We start from the raw sequence: 21,710 nt of genomic DNA on the forward strand, positions 1-21,710 counted from the left end.
ACACCGTCACCGGTTGGCTGACGGATCGTCGGTTGGAAAATCACCAGGCACCCGAAACATCGGCGAGAAACCCGATTCGGCGAGTCATCCCACGTTCCGGGGGTGGCGACGACTACACAAGGTATTCGCTCGAAACCCTACTTACGGACGTGTCCGTCCGGGTGCCCGCTCTAGGTGTCCGCCCGTGGAGCAGGGGATTCGGGTTCCGAAGAATGGGTATACCTATCCCGCGCCGACCCGGATTGCGGCCTTCGCCGGAGTCCAGAACTCTCACCCATCGGGGGAGGGCTATCGCATGGCGAACCGGAGCCGTGCGTGATGACGAGGGAGAAGCATGAAGATCACGAAGCTCCTCGGTGTGGCCGCCACGGCAGCACTGGCCACCGGCGTGCTCGTCACGGGTACCCCCGCGGCAGCGTCCTCAACATCTTCGGACACCCTGCTCAACGCCGAGATGGTTCCCGCCCTGCAACGGGACCTCGGCCTGACCGCCGGCCAGGCACTCGCCAGGATCCAGAGCGAGACCGCCGCCGGCACGCTCGAACAGTCGCTCGCTTCGGCGCTCGCCGGCAGCTTCGGCGGCGCCAGCTACAACGAGGCCACCGGCAAGCTCCGCGTCGGCGTCACGGACGCGGCGAAGCTGGGCCAGGTCCTCGCCAGCGGCGCGGAAGCGGAACTCGTGCGCTTCTCGGCCGCCCAGCTGGATTCCACTGTGGACAAACTGAACGCGGGTGAGCGCGCGGCGGACGGCGCGATCACCGGCTGGGGCGTCGACACCAAGACCAACCGCGTGACGGTGAACGTCCTGCCGGGCAAGAGCGGCGTCGTCGGCTCGTATCTGGAGAAGACCAAGGTGGACAAGGCCGCCGTCGCGGTGGTCGAGACCGCGGCGGTGCCGACCCTGAAGTACGACGTCCGCGGCGGTGACGCCTACTACATCAACAGCTCGTCGCGCTGTTCGATCGGCTTCTCGGTCAACGGCGGCTTCCTCACCGCCGGGCACTGCGGCCCGGGCACGGTGGCCGGCTACAACCGGGTCGCGATGGGGTCGTTCGCCCGCGTCAGCTTCCCGACCAACGACTACGGCCACGTCCGGGTCAACAGCAACTGGGTGCCGCGCGGCGTCATCAACAACGGCACCCGCGTGAGCGGTTCGACCGTGGCGGCCACCGGCGCCTCGGTCTGCAAATCGGGGTCGACCACCGGCTGGACCTGCGGCACGGTCGGTGCCAAGAACCAGACCGTCCGCTACGCCGAAGGCACGGTCTACGGCATGACCGCCACGAACGTGCGCTCGCAGGCGGGCGACTCCGGCGGCTCGTTCATCGCGGGCAACCAGGCCCAGGGCATGCTGTCCGGCGGTAACAGCTCGGTGACGTACTTCTTCCCGGTCCGGCCGGCGTTGTCCGCGACCGGGACCTCCCTGGTCCTCGGCTGACCTTCAGCCCCGGTCGTCCGAGGACCGCGCACAGGACGAAGGGCGGACCGAGTGCCTCCAGCGCACTCGGGCCGCCCTTCGTTTTCGTGCCGCGGGAAAGTTTCAGACGTTGCTGATCTCCTCGATCAGCGCTTCGACGTCGAAGTGCTCGCTCTCGGAGCCGAGCGGGACCAGCTCGTAAGTGGACTCGAGGAACGTCTCGACGTCCTCACGTTCCAGCTCGAACGACGCATAGCCGTCCGGTGACTCGATTTCGAGCGTCAGCAGCGCCTCGTCCTCGGAGAGGTCGGGGCGGACGCGGACGTCGCCGAGCCCGGCCGGGTCGGTCAGGCCGGTGACGAGCAGTTCCCGCGCGAAGGTCCACTCGACCCACCGGCCGCGCTCGGTCCGGAACGACACGGTGACCGCGAACGGCTCGTCGGCGTGGAAGGACAGGCGGGAGAGAACGGGCGTGCTGCTGTTGTTCAGCAGAACGAACTGGCTCTGGTGAATTGCGTCGGTGTGCACGGCCACTCCTCGGTGCTCGTGGTTCGCGCGGCGCGAACTTTTCGTCTCGGGGAGGAGATGCCCGGGCGGACGCCGGATGACGCGACTGCGACGACGTTCACGCTATCGGCTGCATCTGTCCATAGTGGTGTAACGCCGGGCACAGACCCCTTGCGTTCGGACGGATACCCGTGGTGACGAGGTCGTGGAGTCCTAATTGGACGAGGGGGAGCTCACGGCTCCAGCGGCAAGGACAGTCCCGTTTTGACCCGGTCCATCGCCACCGACGTCGTGAAGTGCCGGACGTTCGGGTTGTCGAAGAACATCCGCCGCGTGAACGCCTCGAAATCCGCCATGTCCCGGCAGGTCACCACGAGCACGAAGTCCGCGTTGCCGGTGACGTAGTAACACTGCTGGACGTTGTCGTCCGAGAGCACCTGCCGCCGGAACCCGTCGAGCACCGCGAGGCTCTCCCGTTCCATCTCGACCATCACCACGAACGTCATCGACAGCCCGAGCGCCCGCGGCGACAGCACCGCCACCTCGCGTTCGATCACCCCCGCCTCGCGCAGCCGTTTGATCCGCCGCTGCACGGCGGCCGCCGACAGGCCCACCTTCGCGCCGATGGTCTCGGCGATCGTGCGGGCGTCGGACTGCAAGCAGGCGAGGATGGCGACGTCCAGGCTGTCGAGGTCGGGTGTGTGCACCAGGTCAGGCTAACCGGATGGCTCTTCCGGGCGCCCGATCTCCGGCCGTGGCGGCGCGCGGTGTGGATCACGCGGCCAAGTGCCCGCGTTCGAGGGATCGGAAGGGTTCGGCGGCCACGGCCCGTGGCGTTCGCGGCGCCGGATTCGCCCGGTCGGGTGTCGAGGCGGCACGGGCGGCTCGTGTGTCCGGTCACCCTTCCTGCCTGCTCGGTTGCAGTCGAGCCAGGTCGGGCACGGCGCGGCGGGAAAAGCTGAGAATTCTTTGAAATGTGACCCGGAACACAACTGACGGGTCTACTGAATGGTAGCGCTTACAAGTGAATGGCAGACCTCTCATTCCCCGCGAAAGGATTCCTTGGTGCCCTCATCTCAGGCGGCCGTTCTCGCCGGTCTCGGCTCTTGGCTGCCTCCGCGAGTGGTGGGCAACGAGGAGATCGCCCAGCGGCTGGACACCTCCGATGAGTGGATCCGCTCGCGGACCGGCATCGCCGAACGCCGGGTCGTCGACCCCGGAACGTCCACTGTGGACCTCGCGGTCGAGGCGGGGCGCCGGGCGCTGGCCTCGGCGGGGGAGGGCGGCGCGGACGCGGTCGTACTCGCGACGTCCACGGCCGATCAGCTGTGCCCGGCCAGCGCGCCGCAGGTCGCGACCAAGCTCGGGCTGAACGGCGTCGCCGCCTTCGACGTCAACGCCGTGTGCAGCGGGTTCATCTACGGGCTCGCCACCGGCGCCGGGCTGATCGCCGCCGGCATCGCGCGGCGCGTGCTGGTGATCGGCGCCGACGTCTTCACCTCGCTCGTCGACCCCCAAGACCGCGGCACGGTGCCGATCTTCGGTGACGGCGCGGGCGCCGTCCTGCTTCGCGCGGGTGACGCCGACGAACTCGGCGCCCTCGGTCCGTTCGACCTGCACAGCGAAGGCGAGCTCGCGGAGCTGCTCTGGGTCGAAGCGGGTGGCGCGAAGAACCGCCGCTCCGACGATCCGAGCGACCACTATCTGGTGATGCGGGGCCAGACCGTCTTCCGGCACGCCTGTGCCCGGATGGCCGAATCGGCGCGCGCCGTGCTGGCGTCCGCGGGCTGGGGGGTCGGCGACATCGACCGGTTCATCGGGCACCAGGCGAACATCCGCATCCTGCAGACCTGCGCGAAGCAGCTCGGGCTCGCGGAGGACGTGATGTACTCGAACATCGAGAAGGTGGGCAACACGAGCGCGGCGTCGATCCCGATCGCGCTGGCCGACGCGGCCAAGGAAGGCGCGCTCCAGCCGGGGAACCGCGTCGTGATGGGGGCCTTCGGCGCCGGGCTCACCTGGGGTTCGACGCTGCTGCGCTGGCCGGACGTCATTCCGGGCTGAGCGCGCTCGCTTCCCACGCGTGCGTCGGTTCCCGGCGCCCGCGCAGTTCGAGTTCCGCGTACGGCTCCCAGTGCGAGCGCTCGCTTTCCAGCGCGGCCTTGAGCACCGCCTCGCTCGCCAGGATCCGGCCGTCGGCGGATTTCGCGTACTCGGTCAGGCGCGCGGCCTCGTTCACGGCGTCGCCGATGACGGTGTACTCGAACCGGCTGCTGGTCCCGAGCTGCCCGGCGAAGACCCGCCCGCTCGCGACGCCGATGCCGAGGTCGAGCTCGCCGGTCTTCTGGACGGCGTCCCGGATCACCCGTGCGGCCGAAAGCGCCGCCGTCGGCGCGTCCGCGAGCCGTGTCGGGGCGCCGAAGACGCAGAGCGCGGCGTCACCCTGGAACTTGTTGACCAGCCCGCCCCGCGCGCCGACCGCGTTCACCACGCTGGTGAAGAACCGGTTGAGCATCTTGACCAGGTCTTCCGGCGGGGTCCGGCCAGCCAAGGCCGTCGAATCGACGACGTCGACGAACAAGGCCGTCACCTCGCGCACGTCACCCGAGAGGGAGGCGCCGTACTCGAGCGCGTGCCGCGCGACCTCGTCCCCGACATGCCTGCCGAACAGATCCCGCATCCGCTCCTGCTCGCGGAGCCCGGCGGCCAGGTCGTTGACCGAGGACTGCAGCAGGCCGATCTCGCTGGAGTCGTCGACGTCGACCACGATCTCCTTGTTGCCGCGCGCGATCTCGTCGAGCGCCACCCGCAGCCGGTGCAACGGGGTCGCGACGGCCTTCGCGAGCAGCACCGTCCCGATCGCGCCGACGCCGAGCCCGATCGCCGAAAGCATGATCAGGCTCGCGACGTGGTCGCCCTGGCCGAGGTCAGGCGGGGCGGCCACCAGCAGCACGCCGAGGAACGGCACCCCGCTCGCCAGCGCCCAGGTGACGACCACCCTGGTCCGCACGGTGACCCGGAGCGTCCCCTTCGGCGGGGTCACCTTGAGCGCGATCGTCATCACCGGACGGGCGACCCATTCCGCGGCGAGATAGGTGAGGCCGACCGTGGTCAGCCCGCCGAGCCCGATGACCAGCGCCATCCCGAGCGCGTCCAGCCAGGACCCGAGCACCCGCGCGAGCGCGCCGAGCACGATCGTGCCGATCAGCCAGAGCGTCCCGCTCACGATCCCCATGTCGACCGGAAGCCGCAGCGCCCGCTCGGCCTCGGCCCTCGTCGGCGGGCGGCCGAAGACGAACCAGACCGCCGTGCGCCGCTGGAGCCACGCCGTCCACGCGGTGCCGACCACCAGCGACAGCGCGACGATGCCGGCCGCGGTGACCCCGAGGATCCAGCCGCGGTCGCCGACCTCGCTCGGCAGGCCCTGCAACAGCAGCAGCAACGCCACGACACCGGCACCGCACACACTGGACCCGACGCCGAGCGCGGCGAACCCCAGACTGGTCCTGAGCACCAGCCGGAACCGGCTCGACATCGTCTTCCCGCGCACCCGGTGATCGTATGACCTCCGGCGGAAAACGGTTCGCCAGTTCTCGCGTGCGCTGGCTACCGTGCCGGTATGGAACCGCTGGGCCAGGACGAGATCAGGGCGTCCTTCGTGAACTGCACGCGTGGCGAGGCCAAGGGGGTCACGCTGCCCGCCCGGCCCGAGGAAATCCCTTGGGAGAACAGGGAATTCCTCGGCTGGCGTGATCCGAAGGCCGTCTCCCGTGCGTATCTCGTGCTGCCGTACGGCGGGGAAACCGTCGGACTGTCCCTTCGCACCGCGCCCCGGCCGAAGGGCCGTGTCCTGCTGAGCAATATGTGCGGCCTGTGCACGACGACACATCCGCTGTCCGACATCGCGCTGTTCTCCGGCCGCCGCGCCGGGAAGTTGGGGCGCGAAGGGAACACGCTCGGCATCTACGCGTGCGCGAATCTCGCGTGCAGCCAGTACATCCGCGGCGAGTTGAAGTCGGACGTGCCGCAACCGTTCGAGTCCCTGACGCTGGAGGAACGGGTGTCCCGGCTGGAGGACAAGCTGCACCGGTTCGTCGAGCGGGTGCTCGAGTCACGCTGACCGACCTCGTGAGTGGCGCTTCGGGTTAGAACCCGAAGGGTGTCTTAGGTACCTACGTGGGTTCCGGCTGCGGTTGTTGGCAGGCCCGGTTCGTGGGGATGTCGTGAAGGGTCCCTTTGAGACGGTGAAGGTCTCAAAGGGGCCCTTCACGACATGAGAGTTCGACGCCGGGCCACCTCGGAGCCCGGGCCGAGGCGGCCCCGCTGCCACGGGCGGGCAGGAACGCCACCGCGGGCCTCAGCGCTACAGCGACAGCACGTGAAGCCCTCATCCTTGCGACTACGTACAGGAAGGAGACCTTCATGTACTTCAGCAGCACGCAAGAGGCGCCGCAGGTCACGCAGTAGGTACCAAAGAGAGGCTCGCCAGAACCCGAATCGCCACTCACGACCCACGGCACCGACCACGGGCAATGCGTGAAGGCCCCTTCCCCAGTAAGAGGAAGCTAGTCACGTACTTGGGCCGACCCGCCCTCAGAACCGGAACCGCAGGATCCGCCCCATCTTCTTGAACGCCGGGAACAGTCCCGCGACCCACAACTGCGCCCGCATCGACGTCGAAATCCGCTCCTTCACCTCGGGCGTCGCGTAATCCGTCGAGTCGAGTCCCGAGACCAGCGTCAGACCGAGCCGCTCCAGTTCCGAGATCTCGTCGATGCCCCAGTACAGCGTCGCCTTGGCCTTGCGGACCACGGGATTCAGTTTCTGCAGTTTGATGCCCAGCCTGCTGAACGTGTCGAAGACCATTTCGCCGCCCTGGGGGAAATGCGCGATCAGCCGCCGCAGCAATTCCTCGCCTTCGGACGGCCGCAGGTACATCGTCAGCCCCTCCGCGATCACCAGACCGGGTTTGTCCGACGGGATCTCGTCGATCCAGGCGAAGTCCGTCACGGACGAGCCGATGGTCCGGTACCCGTCCCGCTCGGGGTAGATGCGGGCGCGCAGGTCGACGACCTCGGGATAGTCGACGTCGAACCAGCGCACCGAGGGCGGCGGGTCGACGCGGTACACGCGGCTGTCCATGCCGCAGCCGAGCTGGACGACGGTCGCGTCCGGGTGTTCCTTCAGGAATTCCGAGGTCCAGTCGTCCATCGGCTTGGCCCGCAGCGCGACGGTCAAGCCCATGTCGGCGGTGACGCCCAACGAGCCGAAGTCGTAGTCGATCTGCTTGACGGCCTCGTCTGCGGCCTTGTCGCCGAGGATCGGCCGGTCGCTGCGGGCGTCGAGCGCCCGGCCGTACAGCGTGGCCAGCATCGTCGCCTTCTCTTCGGTGAACCGGACCTTCTCCATCGCACACCCCCGTCAGAAGTTTCACAAACTTCTGAAAACTCTACTCGCGAGGAGCCGGTCACGCCATCAAGGAAACGTCAATCCCTGGCCGTGTAGTCGTGGACGTAGGTCTTGGCGTCGAGCAGATGCCGCAGGGTGATCTCCCGCGCGGCCGCCGCGTCCGACCGGCGGATCGCTTCGAGGATCGCGCGATGCTCGTCGACGGCCTTCCGGATCTGCCCCGGAAGCCGGAGCGCCGCACGCCGCTCCTCGCCGACCAGCGAGAGCACCGAACGCAGCAGATCGGTGACGTCGTCGTTGCCGGCGTTGCCCGCGATCACCCGGTGGAATTCGGCGTCGGCCGCGATCACCCGCAGCATGTCGCCGTCGGCCGCGGCCTGGTCCATCTCGTCGACGGTGCTTTCCAGCCGGGCGAGCACCCGCGGCGTGTGGTCGAGCGCGAGCCGCTCGGCCAGCGTCGGCTCGACGGTGGTGCGCAGGTCGAACAGCTTCTCGACCAGTTGCTCGTGCTCGGAGAACCAGCCGCGCAGCGGTTGCTCGTCGATCTTCTCGCGGACATACGTGCCCGAACCCGGCCGCACCTGCACGTAGCCGATGGAATCCAGCACCCGCAACGCCTGCCGCAGTGAACCGCGGCTGATCCCGAGCTGTTCGCAGAGCGTCCGTTCGGCGGGCAGCCTCGACCCGGCGGGGAGCCTGCCCGAATCGATCATCGTGCGCAGATGATCGACGGTCGCACTCCACACCTGTTCGCGCTCGTCGTCGGCCACGGCGCCATCCTCGCAGGTTCGCCCGCTCGCCCGGGACTGTCGGTGGCCGATGCCATCATCGAACGATGACTGGGGTGGCAGGGCTGATCAAGGCATGGGTGCACGGCTGGGCGCTCTCCCGCGGCGTCGGGATCCCGGTGGCCGAACCGGACGGCTACCGGCTCGACGTCGGGCGTCCCGGGCATCGCGTGAGATATGTGCTGGCGGACGCCGGGTCGGTCGCGCGCCGGGCCCGCTCGCTGACCGAGCCGGGCACGTGGCTCAAGGTGAGCGGTTCGCGGGACGAGGTGGCGAAGACGGTGCCGCCGGAGTGGGAGGTCGGCCCGCCGGAGTACCTGATGAGCGCCCCGCTCGCGCTGCGGCCGGTCATGGCCGCGCCCGAGCCGTACTGGGCGGAGCTGGTCGGCGACGGCGTGGTCACCGACGTGGTGGTGCGCGCGCCCGACGGCTCGCGCGCGGCCACCGGCCGGGTCGCGATCGCCGGTGGCACGGCGGTGATCGACCAGGTCGTGACGGAGCCCGAGCATCAGCGGCGAGGGCTGGGCAGATTCGTCATGCGCCGGCTCGACGAGGTGGCGGTCGCGGCCGGGGCGGAACGTGCTGTCCTGGTCGCGACGGAAGAAGGACGGGCGCTGTACCTCGCGCTCGGCTGGGCGGTCGCCACGGAGATCACCGCGGCTCATCTGCCGGAGGAGAGCGGCCGGTCGCGATCGAGGATCCGGCCGGGCGCGGCCCGCTGATCCGGGTCAACCCGGTGCCCGAGGTCAAGACCGTGAAGAACCGCATGCGCATCGGCGTCTTCGGCTCGACGCCCGAGCTGGTCGCCGCCGGGGCGAAACTCGTCCGCGACGGCAACGAGTTCTGCGTCTTCACCCCGAACGAGACATAACGGGCTCGTTGAATGTTCGACTAGACACATCCGCAGCGCGAAAGGAGGTAACGGTGCTTAGGGTGCGGACGTGAGTGCTTTATGACGTGGTGGCACGCGGTCGTGATCTTCGTCGCGGGGCTCTGGGCGGGCACCATCAACACGGTCGTCGGTTCGGGCACGCTGGTGACCTTCCCGGTTCTGGTCGCGCTCGGCTACTCGCCGCTGACGGCGACGACGTCCAACGCGATCGGCCTCGCCCCCGGCACGGTCAGCGGGGCGATCGGCTACCGCGAGGAGCTCAAGGGCTACTGGCCCCAGGTCGCCAAACTCGCCGTGGCGTCGTTCTTCGGCGCGATCTGCGGGACGATCCTGCTGCTCTCGTTGCCGAAGGACGCTTTCGAAACCGTCGTGCCCGCGCTGGTCGGGCTCGCGGTGGTGCTGGTGATCGTCCAGCCGCGCGTGGGAGCCTGGGTGGCGAAGCGCCGCGAGGAGAACGGGACGGTCCACAAGATCGGGCCGCTCCTGCTGTTCCTGATCTTCCTGATCGGCATCTACGGCGGATACTTCACGGCCGCGCAGGGCGTGATGATGATGGCCGTGATGGGGATGCTGATGTCGGAGTCGCTGCAACGGCTCAACGGCGTCAAGAACGCGCTCTCCGCGGTCGTGAACATCGTCGCCGGCGCGATCTACGCCTTCATCGCGCCGGTCAGCTGGCCCGTGGTCGCGCTGCTCGCGGTCGGGTCCACGATCGGCGGCCAGATCGGCGCGAAGATCGGTCGCAAGCTTTCGCCGAAGGTGCTGCGCGGCGTGATCGTCGTGATCGGTCTCGCCGCGATGGTGCAGCTGCTCTTCAAATAGGAAAGCCCGCTCCAGGCCTCCGGCGTGTTCTGCCTGGACGCACGCGAATCACGCGCACCGAACCAACCAGCAGCCTCGGCAGGCGTCGCGAAAGCCACTTTCGCGACGCCAGGCGTCCCGAAAGTGGCTTTCGCGACACGCTGAACCTGTCAGCGCGGGAAATCCCCGGCCGCTTCGAGGAAGAGGTCGTTCTCCTCGGGCGTCCCGATGGTCACTCGCGCGCCTTCACCCGCGAAGGGACGCACGATCAGCTTGCGCTCGAGTGCGTGCTCCGCGAACTCGGTCGTCCGCTCGCCGAGCGGCAGCCAGACGAAGTTCGCCTGCGTCTCCGGGACCTCGTAACCCTTGGCCACCAAGGCATCCCGGACGCGAGTGCGTTCCGAGACGATCTCCTTGCAGCGTTCCAGCAGTTCATCGGCCGCGTCGAGGGAAGCGATGGCCGCAGCCTGGGCGATCATGTTCACCGAGAACGCGACGTAGACCTGCTTCAGCGCGACGGTGATCGCTTCCGGCGCCACCGCGTAACCCACGCGAAGGCCGGCGAGGCCGTACGCCTTCGAGAACGTCCGAAGCACCGCGACGTTGTCCCTGCCACGCGCCAGTTCGACGCCGTCCGGCACCTCGGCGTCGGTCACGAACTCCTTGTACGCCTCGTCGAGCACGACGAGCACGCCCGACGGCACGGCGTCGAGGAAGCGCTCCAGTTCCGCGCGCCGCACGACGGTCCCGGTCGGGTTGTTGGGGTTGCACACGAAGACCAGCCGCGTCTTGGGCGTGATCGCGGCGAGCATCGCCTCCAGATCCAACCCATGTCCGACTGTCAGCGGCACCTTCACGCTGACGGCGTTCGCCACCTGCGTGACGATCGGGTACGCCTCGAACGAACGCCACGGGAAGACGACCTCGTCGCCCGGCCCGCACAGGGCCTGGATCATCTGCTGGCAAAGGGAAACCGAACCGCAGCCGACGGCGATCCGCTCGACCGGCTCGTCCAGTTCGCGGGCCAGCCGCTCGACGAGCCCGGAAGCCGTGATGTCCGGGTACCGGTTGATGCCCTGCGCCGTTTCGGCTATGGCCTGCGCCACACTCGGCAGCGGCCCGCCGGGCACCTCATTGCTCGCCAGCTTGATCGCGCCCTGGATTGTCCGGCCAGGGACGTACTTCGGCAACGATTCGAGATCCGCACGCGGCGAAACAGGTGACATCTTCGGCGCTCCTACGTCTGGGGGACGGCTCCGACACCGTATCCTCCCGCGCGAAGGCAAGCTCCGAATATTTACCTAAGAGTGGTCTGATGGAGGAATGACCCTCACGACCACCGTGGAACACCAGCACGCCGACGGCCACACGCTGCGCCTGACCTTCGCCGAACCGGACGGTGTCGTCCGCGGCGGGCTCGTAGTGCTGCATGGGGAGGTCGAAGAGGGTCTGGACCTGCTGCTGGCCGGGCTCGCCGGCGAAGGCTGGCTCACCGTCACCCCGCATCTCGACCGGGACGACCTCACGCAGCAGGATCTGCTCGAAGCCACCGACGCGACGCTTTCGTGGCTCGGCGAGCGCGGGATCCAGGCGGATCTCGTCGGTGTCGTCGGTTTCGACCTCGGCGGGACCGCCGCGCTGGTCGTGGCGTCGAACCGCAGGCTGGGCGCGGCGGTGAGCGTCGGCGGGCAGGGCGTCACCGGGCTGCCGGTGCTCGTCGAGATCGCCGGACGGCTCACCAGCCCGTGGCTCGGCATGTACGGCGACGCCGGTGACGAGGCCGGAGGCGCCGAGGTCGAACAGCTGCGTGACGCGGCGGCGACGGCGGACGTCGCGACGAACGTCGTCCACTACCCGGGCGCCAACCATCGCTTCGACGCCGACCCGGACGCGGCCGCGGAGGCCTGGCAGCGCACGTTGAATTGGTTCGACGCCCACCTGCGCTGACGCCATTCGCGCTAGCATTCCCCTGAGATGTGACAGGGGAGGGTCGAATGGCACAGTCACCCAAGGTACCTGCGACGCCACAAGCCGCTTTCGGAGCTTCGGCTCCGGCGCTGGCTCCGGTGGCGGGTCAGATCCGGGATGCCAAGACCGACGCCAAGAAGGGGACCGTCAAGGTCTCCGAGGACGCCGCCAAGAAGCTCGTCGACGCGCTGCTGAAAGCACGCCATGAGCTCAACGCGCTGATCAAGGACTCGACGGAGTTCAACGCGCCGTTGAAGCTCGGCGACAACTTCGTCGGTCACACCATGAGCGAACGCTTCCAGGGCGCCGCGAACAAGGGGACCGAAGCGGCCGTGCCCGTTCTCAAGGACTTCGCCGTGGTGCTCAAGGACTTCCAGCTCACCGTGATGGCGGCGCGGAAGATGTACGTCGCCGCGGACGAAGAAGGCCAGGAGCAGCTCGAACGGGTCGCCCGCCGGTTCGACATGGAGGACATCGTCGAGCAGGAGCGGAAGGACGAGCACTGATGCGCATCCTTCCCATGCCGTGGCCGCCGCGGGAGCCCGAACCGCGGCCCGGCCCCGAGCACCTCAACGCCGACATCGACTGGATGAGCTACTCGCATCGAGAGCTCTACGAGATGGTCCACAACGAGCTGGACCTCGCGAGCGCGGAAGCCGTCGCCGCGCAGTGGACGAAGATCAGCGCGTTCCTCGACAGGGTCGGTTCCGAACTCAGGGCGGCGCTCGTCGCCACCGCCGACGGCTGGACGGGTGAGGGCGCGGACAGGGCCCGTGACGCCGCGATCAAGCTCGTCGACTGGGCGGGCGACACGGGCTGGCGCGCGGAGAACGTCGCGAACTGCGTGCGCCGCCAGGCGGACATCGCCGACACCGCGCGGCGCACGATGCCCGAGCCGCCGGGGCACGCGCCGCGGCCCAAGATGCCGGAGCCGCCGAGACGCCGCCCGATCCCGGTCTCCGATGATGCGACGCAGGCGATGTCAGCGTCGACACCGTCGGCGCCGTCCGGATCCGGTTTCGCCGAGGCGGGGCGCATCATCGCCGAACCCACCGACGAGAGTTCGCAGGATCTGCACCGGCAGGCGGCCGATGTGATGACGCGGATGCAGCGGAGCTCCGGCGAGGTCTACGAGAACGTTCCGACCTTCACCTCGTACGGCAAGCAGCCGAACCTGCTCAAGACACCCGAAGAGCCGGAGCCGAAACCCGAACCGACGCCGGAACCGGTGCCGCCGCCGGACGACTCCACGCGCAGCAGCGGCGCCGACGACGCCGCCCCGATCCAGGTCCGGGAGCCGGTCGAGACGCCGCGCGCACCCGGCGCGAGCAGCGGGGCCTACGTGCCGCCGCCGTCACCCGGGTCCTCCGGGGGAACCCACGAACAGCTAGGACAGGGCGGCCGATCCGGTGCCGGCGGCTTCGGGCCGTCGGGACAGCAGCCCGGTCAACCCGCCGGGACACGCGCCGCGGCCGCGGGCATGGGCGGCTTCGGCGGGATGCCGATGGGGATGGCGCCCTCGCAAGGACGGCAGGGCGAAGAGGACCACAAGGCGCCGGACTACCTCGTCGAGGATTCCGACATCTGGGGCCTCAGCGGGCACGTGACCCCGCCGGTCATCGGCGAAGACCCGAGGAGCGGTCGCTGATGGACTGGATCCGGTTGCACATCGGCGAACTGTTCCTGCTCTGGTCGGCGCACGGACGCGACGAACTGCCCGCGGTACTGGAGATTCCGCACGTCGGGCGGACCCCGGAGTTCCGCGCGGAACTGGTGGCCACGGCGAACGGGACACTCTCGGACCGCGGCCTCGGCACGGTGGAGGCGCCCTCGCCCGAGCTGGTCCGGCTGCTGCACACCGTCGCGAACAGCGAACTGACACTCGACCTGCGGCTCGACGGCGATCCGGCGTACCGGGCCGTCGGCTGCGTGTCCGATCGCGGCGCGGTCGCGATCGGCGTCTCGGGCACCGACGTCGAGCTGTCGGCTCTGCGGGAACCACTCGTCGCCGCGACCTTGCTGCAGGCGTTGCCGCCGTGCGAGCAGGGGCGGGGCCTCTCGGTCAACCTGCGCGTCGACGACTACACGGCCGCGTGCGAGGCGGGGGAGCGCGGCGGGCAGCCGGCGTTCTCCGACGTTCTTCGTGACGCCGGATTGCGTGAACCCGAGGTCATCGTGATGGTGCGGATCGCGACACAGCGGATCGGCAGCGGGCGGCTCGGCGCGACCAGGAAGTCGTGGGAGGGCCGCTGGGTGCGCGGCGAGGGCACGTTGACCTGGGTGGACACCCCCGACGGCCGCTACGGGCTTCGTCGCGACCGGGGCTGGCTGACCATCACCCCGCTCGACGCGGCTCGGCTCAAGACGATGGCGTACGAGCTGTTCACGGGGGCTCGCCAGTTCGGTTAACGAGGGTTAACATCGCGGGGTGACGCACACCGCCGACGCCCCAGAAGTGCTCTGGCGCCCTGAGCCGAGCCGCCTGTCCGACACCAAGATCGACGCGTTCCGCCAGTGGCTGCGCACCGAACGCGGCGTGGAAGTCGACGACTACAACGCGCTGTGGGAGTTCTCCGTCCAGCGCGGACCGGAGTTCTGGTCCGCCGTCGCCGACTTCCTCGGCCTGCGCTGGCACGACGAGCCCGGTGCGGTGCTCACCGGCGAGATGCCGAACGCGCGATGGTTCGAGGGCGGCACGCTGAACTACGCCGAGCACTCGCTCATGCCCGGTGTCGCGGGCGCCGCGAAGGCCGACGACGAGGTCGCCGTGATCTTCCATCGCGAAGACGGCCTCTCGTCGCAGCTGACCTTCGGCGCCCTGCGATCCGCCGTCGCCTCGGCGCGGGAAGGGCTGCGGAAGCTGGGAGTGTCCAAAGGGGACAGGGTCGTCGCGCTGGCGCCGAACTGCCCGCAGACGCTGATCGCCTTCCTCGCCACCGCGAGCCTCGGCGCGATCTGGTCGTCGTGCTCGCCGGACTTCGGCGTCCGCGCGATCACCGACCGGTTCGCGCAGATCGAGCCGAAGGTGCTGATCGCCGTCAACGGTTACGTCTACAATGGACGGTGGTTCGACAGCCGGTCGACGGTGAACTCCCTGCGCGACGAGATCTCCACGCTCGAAGCCACGGTGCTCATCGACTACGCGGGCGGCCGCCTCGACGGCACGCTCGACTGGGACACGCTGCTCGCCGACAACGCCGGCGCGGAGCTGGCCTTCGAGCCCGTCGAATTCGGTCACCCGCTGTGGGTCCTGTACTCCTCGGGGACCACCGGCCTGCCGAAGGGCATCGTCCACGGGCACGGCGGCATCACCCTCGAACACCTCAAAGCCCTTGCCCTGCAAAGTGATCTCGGTCCCGGCGATCGGTTCTTCTGGTTCACCACCACCGGCTGGATGATGTGGAACTTCCTCATCTCCGGCCTGCTGACCGGGACCACGATCGTGCTCTTCGACGGCAGCCCGGGACATCCGGACCTGAACGTGTTGTGGCACTTGGCCGAACAGCACCGCGTCACCTATTTCGGCACGTCGGCGCCGTACATCCAGAGCTGCCTGAAGGCCGGCATCAAACCGGCCGAACGGTACGACCTCACCGCGTTGCGCGCCTTGGGATCCACCGGCGCGCCGCTGAGCGTCGAGGGCTTCCGGTGGATCGTCGACGAGGTCGGCAAACGCGTCCAGATCTGCTCGGTCTCCGGCGGCACGGACCTGTGCGCGGCGTTCGTCGTCGCCGCCCCGGACGTCCCGGTCTGGCTCGGCGAGCTTTCCGTCCGCGCGCTCGGCGCCGCCGTCGCCGCGTTCGACGAGAACGGGAAGCCCGCCGTGGAGACGGTCGGCGAACTGGTGATCACCGAGCCGATGCCGTCGATGCCGGTGTTCTTCTGGAACGACCCGGACGGCTCAAAGCTGCGCGAGGCGTACTTCGAGATGTACCCCGGGATCTGGCGGCACGGCGACTGGATCCGGATCACCGGCCGCGGCTCCGCGGTCATCTACGGGCGCAGCGATTCGACGCTCAACCGCGGCGGCGTCCGGATGGGCACGGCCGAGTTCTACCGCGTCGTCGAGTCGTTCGACCAGGTCGCGGATTCGCTGGTGATCGACACGTCGGCGGCGGGAAACGAGGACGGGCAGCTGCTGTGCTTCCTCGTGCTGGCCGAGGGCGCGTCACTCGACGAGGTCGAGCCCGCCCTGCGCAAGGAACTGCGCGGGGCTCTGTCGCCGCGGCACGTACCCGACCGGTTCGTCCAGGTGAGCGAAGTGCCCCGGACGCTCAACGGCAAGAAATGCGAGGTTCCGGTCAAGAAGATCCTTTCGGGGGTTTCGCCTGACCGCGCCGTCAGCCGGGATGCCCTGCTGAACCCCGACGCCCTTGTACCGTTCGTGGAGCTGGCAAGGAGTTAACGGGAGCGGGATTTGGCGGGCGCTTGGCGGGTGGCGGGTGCCACCTCGGTGGCGGCGATCACCTGGGTGACGCGGCTGGCCGGACTGCTGGCCCTGGTCTCGGTGCTGGTCCCGGCCGGGCGGCGCACCCTGCGCGGACGCGTCGCCGAATGGCTGGAACTGCCGCACGAGGCCACGGTCGGCGCGGCGACGGTCGTGCTGGTGACCGGGGTGCTGCTGATGCTGCTCGCCACCGGTCTCAAGCGGCGCAAGCGCCGGGCCTGGCAGCTGGCGGTCGCCACCGCCGCGTTGTTGACCGTGTCGCACCTCGGGCTGCGGCACGCCCTCGGCGCGGGGCTCGTGTCGCTCGCGCTGCTGATCGCCCTGATCGCGACGCGCAGGTATTTCATCGCGCTCCCCGATCCGGTGACCGGCCGATGGCGCGCGATCCGGGTCTTCCTACAGCTGACGGCGGCCGGTGTCGCGATCAACTTCGTGCTGCTTTCGGTCGCGCCCGTCGCCGCGAGTGCCGCCGACCGCCTGGCGCAGTCGATGCTCGCCCTGATCGGCGTGAGCGGTCCGGTGGTGTTTCCCGCGCTGTGGCTGGAGGACCTGTCGGCCGCCGTCGGCCTCCTGTTCGGCATCGGCGCGGTCCTGCTGGCGGCGTACTTCCTGCTCCGCTCGGCCGAACCCGCGCCGGAGCTGACCGACGACGAGGTCGAGCGGCTCAGGGCGCTGCTGGGTGAGCGGGACTCGCTGGGCTACTTCGCGCTGCGCCGGGACAAGTTCGTGGTCTTCTCGAAGTCGGGGAAGGCCGCGGTGACCTATCGCGTGATCGCCGGTGTCGCGCTGTGCTCGGCGGACCCCCTCGGCGACCCGGAAGCGTGGCCCGGCGCGATCGAGGAGTACCTGGACGTCTGCCGGCGGTACGCCTGGACCCCTGCGGCCATGGGCTGCTCGGAACTGGGCGCGACCGTCTGGGCCCGCTTCGGGCTGGAGGTGCTGGAGATCGGCGACGAGGCCGTCGTGGATACGGAGACCTTCACCCTCGAAGGCCGCGTCATGCGCGGAGTCCGCCAAGCCGTCTCACGCACGAAGCGCGCCGGCTACACCGTCCGCGTCCGCAAGGCCCAAGACCTGTCTCTCGCCGAACTGAACGAACTCCGCACCCTCGCCGCCACCTGGCGCGGCACAGACACGGAACGCGGCTTCTCGATGGCACTCGGCCGCATGGGCGACCCGGGCTCGGTCCTGGTGACCGCCGAGCACGACGGCCGGGTGCGCGGCCTCCTCCAGTTCGTTCCGTGGGGCGAGAAGGGCCTCTCGCTGGACGTCATGCGCCGCGACCGGACCGCCGACAACGGCGTCAACGAACTGATGATCTCCGAACTCCTCCTCACGACCCCCGCACAGCACGTCTCCCTGAACTTCGCCGCCTTCCGCGCGGTGTTGGAGCAAGGCCAACGCATCGGCGCCGGCCCCGTCGCCCGCCTGTCCGCCCGGACATTGCGATTCTTCTCACGCTGGATCCAGATCGAGACCCTCTATCGCTTCAACGCGAAGTTCCAGCCCCGCTGGGTCCCGCGCTACCTGGCCTACCCCGCGGCCCGCGACCTACCCCGAGTCGGCGTCGCCGTCTTCGAAGCCGAAGGCCTCGGAGGTCGCCCATCCGGCCTGCTCAGAGCCCTGCAACGCGTCTAAGGGGGGTCCCTTCCAAGGGGGTCCGCAGGGTGTGTAACCTATTTGAGCAGTGGTCGTTGGGCCTGGGAGGCTTCGCCTAGTCTGGTCTATGGCGCCGCACTGCTAATGCGGTTGGGGGTAACCCCCCCTCCCGGGTTCAAATCCCGGAGCCTCCGCTGGTGCCTGTTCCGGCAGGTGCTAGATTGATAACTGAACAAGCGCCCGTAGCTCAGCTGGATAGAGCATCTGACTACGGATCAGAAGGTCAGGGGTTCGAATCCCTTCGGGCGCACGTCTGGTTGAGACAGCACTAAGGCCCTCCCGTTCGCGGGAGGGCCTTTTTGTCTGTCCTGTGTGGAGCCGCGATGGGTGGACTAGCGGTGTAGCGCAGCGAGCCTTGCCCGAAGGTGCTGTTTGAAGGCCGCTCGGTCGCGCCCGTACGTCTTCGTGGCGTGACAGTTGGGACAGAGGGCGATCATGGCTGTGGGGTGATCGGAGCCACCGCGCGCGCGATCGTCAATGTGGTCAACTTCGAGGATCGCAGTGCCGTCGGGCTTGGTGTCTCCTGGCATGCCAGTGCACCGGTCGTTTTCACATTCGTCGTTGGCACGAACGCGTACTGCTTGGCGGGACTTAACACTGCGGCGGTAGTAGTTGCGACCTCGCCTAGTCGGTCCGGGTTCTTCGTCATCAGAATTCGGCGGATCACCGATGTCCTGAAGATACTCCTGATAGGTCTTCTGACGGTCCTTCTTGCTGGCGTTCTGTGCGGGCGGCTTGGGCGGAGAAGTGTCTGTGATCTCCTGATCATCGATCAGTGATTGCACGTCAGATGGCCAAGTCTGCACATCGGGGCTCGGTACGGCCATCATCTGAAACGCGTACTCGAGGCGTAACTCCTTGTTGTTGTCTGGAGACCACACCTGCGCTCGGTTGAGGACAGCCACCCACGTGACGAACCTGAAGACGCCACCCAACGGGCGATACCAGTAGCGCACTGCACGACGGTTCCTGCGGGCTTCCTCGAGCATCTTGTTGCCCGGTGCGTCTAGTCGTTGCTTGCCAGTCTGTCCTTCACCGCGATACTCGAACGGCGCCACCAGGTTTGGCGGCTCATCCGAGTAGGGTCCTTTCTCATCTGAGAAGGCGTTGACGACAGTCTCGCGAGGAAACTTGATGATCCCCGCAAACTTGTTGCCACCGTAGACGTTGTAGATGGCGGTTCGGTGGGGGTACTCGTCTCCGACCTTGGGCGGCCGCAACTTGACGGTCGTGGTGATCGTAAAGTTCAGTCGCTCGAAGACAAGCGCGATGTCGGCAGTGGTCTTGTTGAGCTTGGAGGCCGGAAGGACGCCGCGGTCGGGAAACTGGACGCCGTAAGCAACGCTAGCGACTTTTCCTGGGTGGTAGTACTTGCCGTCGAACTCGAGGACATAGTCTCGAACAGGCCCGAACCCAGGCACGGAAGCGCCTAGGTCGACAACGTCGCACCGCTGCAATGCCTCGACCACGGCGTCGCTGTTCGTGAGCTCATCCAGGGACATAGAACCACCCGTTCGAACGTTTGTCCGAAGATAGCGCACAAACTTGCGGCAGTGGAACTCGGTGCTGCGTGTCCCGTTGGGGCCCTCTGTTAACTGTGCGCTTGTCTCCACGCCCGCTCAAACTCGCCACCAGCGATTCGAGACGCAACGAACTCCTGCTGTGCGCTGATCTCGTCAAGCGGTGGGTCGAGCTGGTTCGTCCTGTAAGGGACTGTCGAGACCCACCCGGGAGTCGAACCCGGAGTCCAACGGCTTTGCAAGCCGCCGCACGACCGTCGTGAAGTGGGCCAAGTTCGGGCCATCGTGCCCTCGGCAGGAGTCGAACCTGCGTTCCCGGCTTCGGACGCCGGTGTCGTATCCGTTGGACCACGAGGGCTTGCGGAGGATGCAGGATTCGAACCTGCGCGGCGCTCGCGCGCCGACCACCGTTTTCGGGACGGTTGCCTTACCTGACTCGGCCAATCCTCCTTGCTGTGCTGCCTGGTCGGACGCCCGCGAGTCGAACGCGGTGACTCCTGATCCCAAATCAGGCGGGGTCGCCAGTGCCCCTCGCATCCGTTGACCGGCGTATCCCCCTCCGATACGCCGACCAGTACCCCCGCCAGGACTTGAACCTGGGACCTCCGCATTCGTAGTGCGGCGCTCTGTCCACCTGAGCTACAGGGGTGAGGTGGAGACGAGTGCACGCCTCCACCGGCGCTCGTCCTGGCTGCCTCCTTCGGCGACGGGGACGAGCTTTGGGAAAAGTCTTCAATTACCAAGGTTGACGCTGAAATGGGCAGCGTCGAGCACCGGCGGAGGGAGTCGAACCCCCTGGATACGGTTTTGGAAGCCGTTCCGCTCTCCAAGCTCGCCGATAAAAGAATTGCATTCGGGCATACCAAAAAGAGAAGCCGCCCGAATCGGTTTCCCGATGGGCGGCTCCCTGGCATCACGCATGCTATGGCGTCATGATGGGGAGCCCTCGTAGGCCGGAACTCGCTGGCCAGACCGGTAGGAAGGTCGCCAGGAACTGCGCGACGGACATACGGCGATGGACGCGACGGCCGGATGTCGACGCTGCGTCTTTCGCTCGTGCATGTTCATCATGACTGCTCCTGTACGTGGTTTGGTGCGTTAACTATGACTCAAGGCTCGCTGCGAAGCAACGCCTTTGTGGTGCGGCGATCAGAGTGTGGACGGCTAGTCCTTCGGCGGTCCTTCGAACGACACCTCGAAGAGATGCTGCTCCGGTCGCTCTGCGACCAGCCACAGGGGGAAGTGCGCTTCGTAGTTCGCGTTGGGGTCGACTCCCTTGAGCCAGAAAAGCGGAAGCTTTCGCTCCATCGCGTTCCGGAGCGCGACGTTGTCGGAGTGGAGAGGATCCTCGCCTCGATACTTGTAGCGAAGAATTCGGCCACTTCCGTCTACTTCGTCTTCGTAAGGACGCTCTTCAGTTGGCCGCCGGTAGACCGTTTTGATTGATAGGGCGCTGCCGAGTTTTGCCGGTTTGTGAATGCCGGACTGGGGGTTGAGGATCGGGATGCGCGTGCCCTCGAAGATAAAGTTGGTCATTTGCGCGAACGGGATGGGGCCACCGTTCTGAGCAGACAGGTCTTCGAGCCACTCGAAGACGGCGTTGCGGACTGACCGTTCAAACTCGATGGAAACTTCGCGGCCCTTGGCCCGCGGTGTCTGTGGCAGCTTCGTGGTCGCTGTCGGGGCCTCGCGCTTCAGGGCGGCAGTGCGGAGAAACACTGGTGGGACAAGTCGGACTGCACTGCGGAGCGCGTCGACGACGCTGGGGGCGAAGTACTCGTAGAGCACGTCGGCTGCAGTGAAGATGCCACGTGGTTCGTCGAGTACGTTCACTACTTCGTCCCTGAGGCTGCCTTGTGCTCCGTTGTCTCGCAACCACTTCGCTGAGCGAGGAGTCTCGGCGATGGGCGACCCGACTTCTGTTGTTGGAGTCCACAGCGTCCGCTCGAGCTCCCAGAAGGGCTGCGAGGCAGGCACCTTCCGCAAGCTGAACCGATCAATCAGGTGGTTGAGGGGGTCTTCTGCGGCCTCGAAGCTTGTCGTGGGGGAACGTTCATCGAGGTACCGGCCGAAGAGCCAGAGCAACAACAAGGGCTTGTGGAGCGCGTCCTTATCCCCGACCCGCTCGGTCCGAAGGCTGCGAAGCTGCTCGTGCAGGCCGTTCTCGTCCACAACCACCCCTCCGTATGACGCAGACGACTGAGTGTAGTGGCGCGAAGCTTGCGTACGCGCAACTAGTAGCGCGAAGCGTGTCCACTTTCGGGAGCTCGGTCGCTGGCCTGTCACTGCGCGTGGCGCGGGG

Annotated in this window: 20 protein-coding genes and 7 tRNA genes; 14 read left to right on the forward strand and 13 right to left on the reverse strand. The window is 67.8% G+C overall.

The window, feature by feature from the left end; translation table 11 throughout:
* Positions 1–334 precede the first annotated feature (334 nt).
* A complete protein-coding gene (locus DL990_RS04790) occupies positions 335–1,438 on the forward strand; it encodes a S1 family peptidase (RefSeq protein ID WP_125780659.1) in 1,104 nt (367 codons plus the stop codon).
* 102 nt (positions 1,439–1,540) lie between these two features.
* Here the strand turns inward: DL990_RS04790 and DL990_RS04795 are convergent, their stop codons facing one another.
* Together DL990_RS04795 and DL990_RS04800 are read right to left on the reverse strand one after the other, a co-directional pair.
* Positions 1,541–1,945, reverse strand: a complete 405-nt coding sequence (locus DL990_RS04795; protein WP_125780661.1) for an SsgA family sporulation/cell division regulator — start codon at positions 1,943–1,945, stop codon at positions 1,541–1,543.
* A 212-nt stretch (positions 1,946–2,157) separates the two neighbouring features.
* On the reverse strand, positions 2,158–2,631 hold the full coding sequence (locus DL990_RS04800; RefSeq protein WP_125780663.1) for an Lrp/AsnC family transcriptional regulator: 474 nt from the start codon (positions 2,629–2,631) through the stop codon (positions 2,158–2,160).
* A gap of 358 nt (positions 2,632–2,989) precedes the next feature.
* Here DL990_RS04800 and DL990_RS04805 point away from each other — a divergent pair, with 358 nt between their 5' ends.
* Complete coding sequence (locus DL990_RS04805) at positions 2,990–3,988, forward strand: beta-ketoacyl-ACP synthase III (RefSeq protein WP_125780665.1); 999 nt, start codon at positions 2,990–2,992, stop codon at positions 3,986–3,988.
* Here DL990_RS04805 and DL990_RS04810 read toward each other — a convergent pair.
* Positions 3,975–5,459: an adenylate/guanylate cyclase domain-containing protein gene (locus DL990_RS04810; RefSeq protein WP_125780787.1), complete on the reverse strand. Its 1,485-nt coding sequence runs from the start codon at positions 5,457–5,459 to the stop codon at positions 3,975–3,977. The genes DL990_RS04805 and DL990_RS04810 overlap by 14 nt on opposite strands.
* An 84-nt stretch (positions 5,460–5,543) precedes the next feature.
* Between DL990_RS04810 and DL990_RS04815 the strand changes: the two genes are divergently transcribed.
* Positions 5,544–6,044: an FBP domain-containing protein gene (locus DL990_RS04815; protein WP_125798014.1), complete on the forward strand. Its 501-nt coding sequence runs from the start codon at positions 5,544–5,546 to the stop codon at positions 6,042–6,044.
* 473 nt (positions 6,045–6,517) lie between these two features.
* Here the strand turns inward: DL990_RS04815 and DL990_RS04820 are convergent, their stop codons facing one another.
* Positions 6,518–7,333: a class I SAM-dependent methyltransferase gene (locus tag DL990_RS04820; protein WP_125798015.1), complete on the reverse strand. Its 816-nt coding sequence runs from the start codon at positions 7,331–7,333 to the stop codon at positions 6,518–6,520.
* 77 nt (positions 7,334–7,410) lie between these two features.
* Complete coding sequence (locus DL990_RS04825; protein ID WP_125780671.1) at positions 7,411–8,103, reverse strand: FadR/GntR family transcriptional regulator; 693 nt, start codon at positions 8,101–8,103, stop codon at positions 7,411–7,413.
* A 74-nt stretch (positions 8,104–8,177) separates the two neighbouring features.
* Between DL990_RS04825 and DL990_RS04830 the strand changes: the two genes are divergently transcribed.
* The 3 genes from DL990_RS04830 to DL990_RS04835 all read left to right on the forward strand — a co-directional run bounded on the left by DL990_RS04830 (position 8,178) and on the right by DL990_RS04835 (position 9,835).
* Positions 8,178–8,843: a GNAT family N-acetyltransferase gene (locus tag DL990_RS04830; RefSeq protein ID WP_125798446.1), complete on the forward strand. Its 666-nt coding sequence runs from the start codon at positions 8,178–8,180 to the stop codon at positions 8,841–8,843.
* Positions 8,844–8,857: 14 nt separating this feature from the next.
* Entirely contained in the window at positions 8,858–8,992 is a 135-nt protein-coding gene (locus tag DL990_RS42115) for a hypothetical protein (protein ID WP_255431308.1), read from the forward strand.
* Positions 8,993–9,073: 81 nt separating this feature from the next.
* Complete coding sequence (locus DL990_RS04835) at positions 9,074–9,835, forward strand: sulfite exporter TauE/SafE family protein (RefSeq protein WP_125780673.1); 762 nt, start codon at positions 9,074–9,076, stop codon at positions 9,833–9,835.
* Between the two features lie 149 nt (positions 9,836–9,984).
* On the opposite strand, the gene hisC is transcribed toward DL990_RS04835, so the two are convergent.
* Entirely contained in the window at positions 9,985–11,040 is a 1,056-nt protein-coding gene (gene hisC / locus DL990_RS04840) for a histidinol-phosphate transaminase (protein ID WP_125780675.1), read from the reverse strand.
* A gap of 97 nt (positions 11,041–11,137) precedes the next feature.
* On the opposite strand from hisC, the gene DL990_RS04845 reads away from it, so the two are divergent.
* The 8 genes from DL990_RS04845 to DL990_RS04880 all read left to right on the forward strand — a co-directional run bounded on the left by DL990_RS04845 (position 11,138) and on the right by DL990_RS04880 (position 18,138).
* The gene (locus DL990_RS04845; RefSeq protein WP_125780677.1) at positions 11,138–11,761 is read left to right on the forward strand and encodes a dienelactone hydrolase family protein; all 624 of its coding nucleotides are present in this window, start codon (positions 11,138–11,140) and stop codon (positions 11,759–11,761) included.
* Between the two features lie 119 nt (positions 11,762–11,880).
* Positions 11,881–12,288, forward strand: a complete 408-nt coding sequence (locus DL990_RS04850; protein WP_125780791.1) for a hypothetical protein — start codon at positions 11,881–11,883, stop codon at positions 12,286–12,288.
* The gene (locus DL990_RS04855; protein ID WP_125798016.1) at positions 12,288–13,430 is read left to right on the forward strand and encodes a PPE domain-containing protein; all 1,143 of its coding nucleotides are present in this window, start codon (positions 12,288–12,290) and stop codon (positions 13,428–13,430) included. The genes DL990_RS04850 and DL990_RS04855 overlap by 1 nt, the downstream gene beginning before the upstream one ends.
* Positions 13,430–14,191, forward strand: a complete 762-nt coding sequence (locus DL990_RS04860) for an ESX secretion-associated protein EspG (protein ID WP_125780681.1) — start codon at positions 13,430–13,432, stop codon at positions 14,189–14,191. The genes DL990_RS04855 and DL990_RS04860 overlap by 1 nt, the downstream gene beginning before the upstream one ends.
* A gap of 19 nt (positions 14,192–14,210) precedes the next feature.
* The gene (locus DL990_RS04865; protein ID WP_125798017.1) at positions 14,211–16,187 is read left to right on the forward strand and encodes an acetoacetate--CoA ligase; all 1,977 of its coding nucleotides are present in this window, start codon (positions 14,211–14,213) and stop codon (positions 16,185–16,187) included.
* Between the two features lie 30 nt (positions 16,188–16,217).
* A complete protein-coding gene (locus DL990_RS04870) occupies positions 16,218–17,867 on the forward strand; it encodes a phosphatidylglycerol lysyltransferase domain-containing protein (protein WP_125798447.1) in 1,650 nt (549 codons plus the stop codon).
* A 65-nt stretch (positions 17,868–17,932) separates the two neighbouring features.
* Positions 17,933–18,022, forward strand: a tRNA-Ser gene (locus DL990_RS04875).
* 42 nt (positions 18,023–18,064) lie between these two features.
* Positions 18,065–18,138: transfer RNA gene (locus DL990_RS04880), tRNA-Arg, on the forward strand.
* Between the two features lie 82 nt (positions 18,139–18,220).
* On the opposite strand, the gene DL990_RS04885 is transcribed toward DL990_RS04880, so the two are convergent.
* The 7 genes from DL990_RS04885 to DL990_RS04905 form a co-directional block, all read right to left on the reverse strand.
* Positions 18,221–19,390 (reverse strand): HNH endonuclease, encoded by a 1,170-nt coding sequence (locus tag DL990_RS04885; protein ID WP_125798018.1) that lies wholly within the window; start codon positions 19,388–19,390, stop codon positions 18,221–18,223.
* A 217-nt stretch (positions 19,391–19,607) separates the two neighbouring features.
* Positions 19,608–19,679 (reverse strand) — tRNA-Cys (locus DL990_RS41200).
* Positions 19,680–19,694: 15 nt separating this feature from the next.
* Positions 19,695–19,766, reverse strand: a tRNA-Arg gene (locus DL990_RS04890).
* A gap of 3 nt (positions 19,767–19,769) precedes the next feature.
* A tRNA-Ser gene (locus tag DL990_RS04895) sits at positions 19,770–19,858 on the reverse strand.
* A 13-nt stretch (positions 19,859–19,871) separates the two neighbouring features.
* Positions 19,872–19,948: transfer RNA gene (locus DL990_RS41205), tRNA-Pro, on the reverse strand.
* A gap of 35 nt (positions 19,949–19,983) precedes the next feature.
* Positions 19,984–20,057 (reverse strand) — tRNA-Arg (locus tag DL990_RS04900).
* 515 nt (positions 20,058–20,572) lie between these two features.
* Entirely contained in the window at positions 20,573–21,580 is a 1,008-nt protein-coding gene (locus DL990_RS04905) for a hypothetical protein (protein WP_125798019.1), read from the reverse strand.
* Between the last annotated feature and the right edge of the window lie 130 nt (positions 21,581–21,710).

The sequence above is a fragment of the Amycolatopsis sp. WAC 01416 genome (assembly GCF_003947485.1).
GTDB lineage: Bacteria > Actinomycetota > Actinomycetes > Mycobacteriales > Pseudonocardiaceae > Amycolatopsis.

Excerpts from the sequence above, each read along its gene's own strand:
- DL990_RS04790 (WP_125780659.1), top strand. The coding sequence starts at position 335 with ATGAAGATCACGAAGCTCCTCGGTGTGGCCGCCACGGCAGCACTGGCC.
- DL990_RS04810 (WP_125780787.1), bottom strand. The coding sequence starts at position 5,459 with ATGTCGAGCCGGTTCCGGCTGGTGCTCAGGACCAGTCTGGGGTTCGCC.
- DL990_RS04815 (WP_125798014.1), top strand. The coding sequence starts at position 5,544 with ATGGAACCGCTGGGCCAGGACGAGATCAGGGCGTCCTTCGTGAACTGC.
- DL990_RS04820 (WP_125798015.1), bottom strand. The coding sequence starts at position 7,333 with ATGGAGAAGGTCCGGTTCACCGAAGAGAAGGCGACGATGCTGGCCACG.
- DL990_RS04835 (WP_125780673.1), top strand. The coding sequence starts at position 9,074 with ATGACGTGGTGGCACGCGGTCGTGATCTTCGTCGCGGGGCTCTGGGCG.
- hisC (WP_125780675.1), bottom strand. The coding sequence starts at position 11,040 with ATGTCACCTGTTTCGCCGCGTGCGGATCTCGAATCGTTGCCGAAGTAC.
- DL990_RS04845 (WP_125780677.1), top strand. The coding sequence starts at position 11,138 with ATGACCCTCACGACCACCGTGGAACACCAGCACGCCGACGGCCACACG.
- DL990_RS04855 (WP_125798016.1), top strand. The coding sequence starts at position 12,288 with ATGCGCATCCTTCCCATGCCGTGGCCGCCGCGGGAGCCCGAACCGCGG.
- DL990_RS04860 (WP_125780681.1), top strand. The coding sequence starts at position 13,430 with ATGGACTGGATCCGGTTGCACATCGGCGAACTGTTCCTGCTCTGGTCG.
- DL990_RS04885 (WP_125798018.1), bottom strand. The coding sequence starts at position 19,390 with ATGTCCCTGGATGAGCTCACGAACAGCGACGCCGTGGTCGAGGCATTG.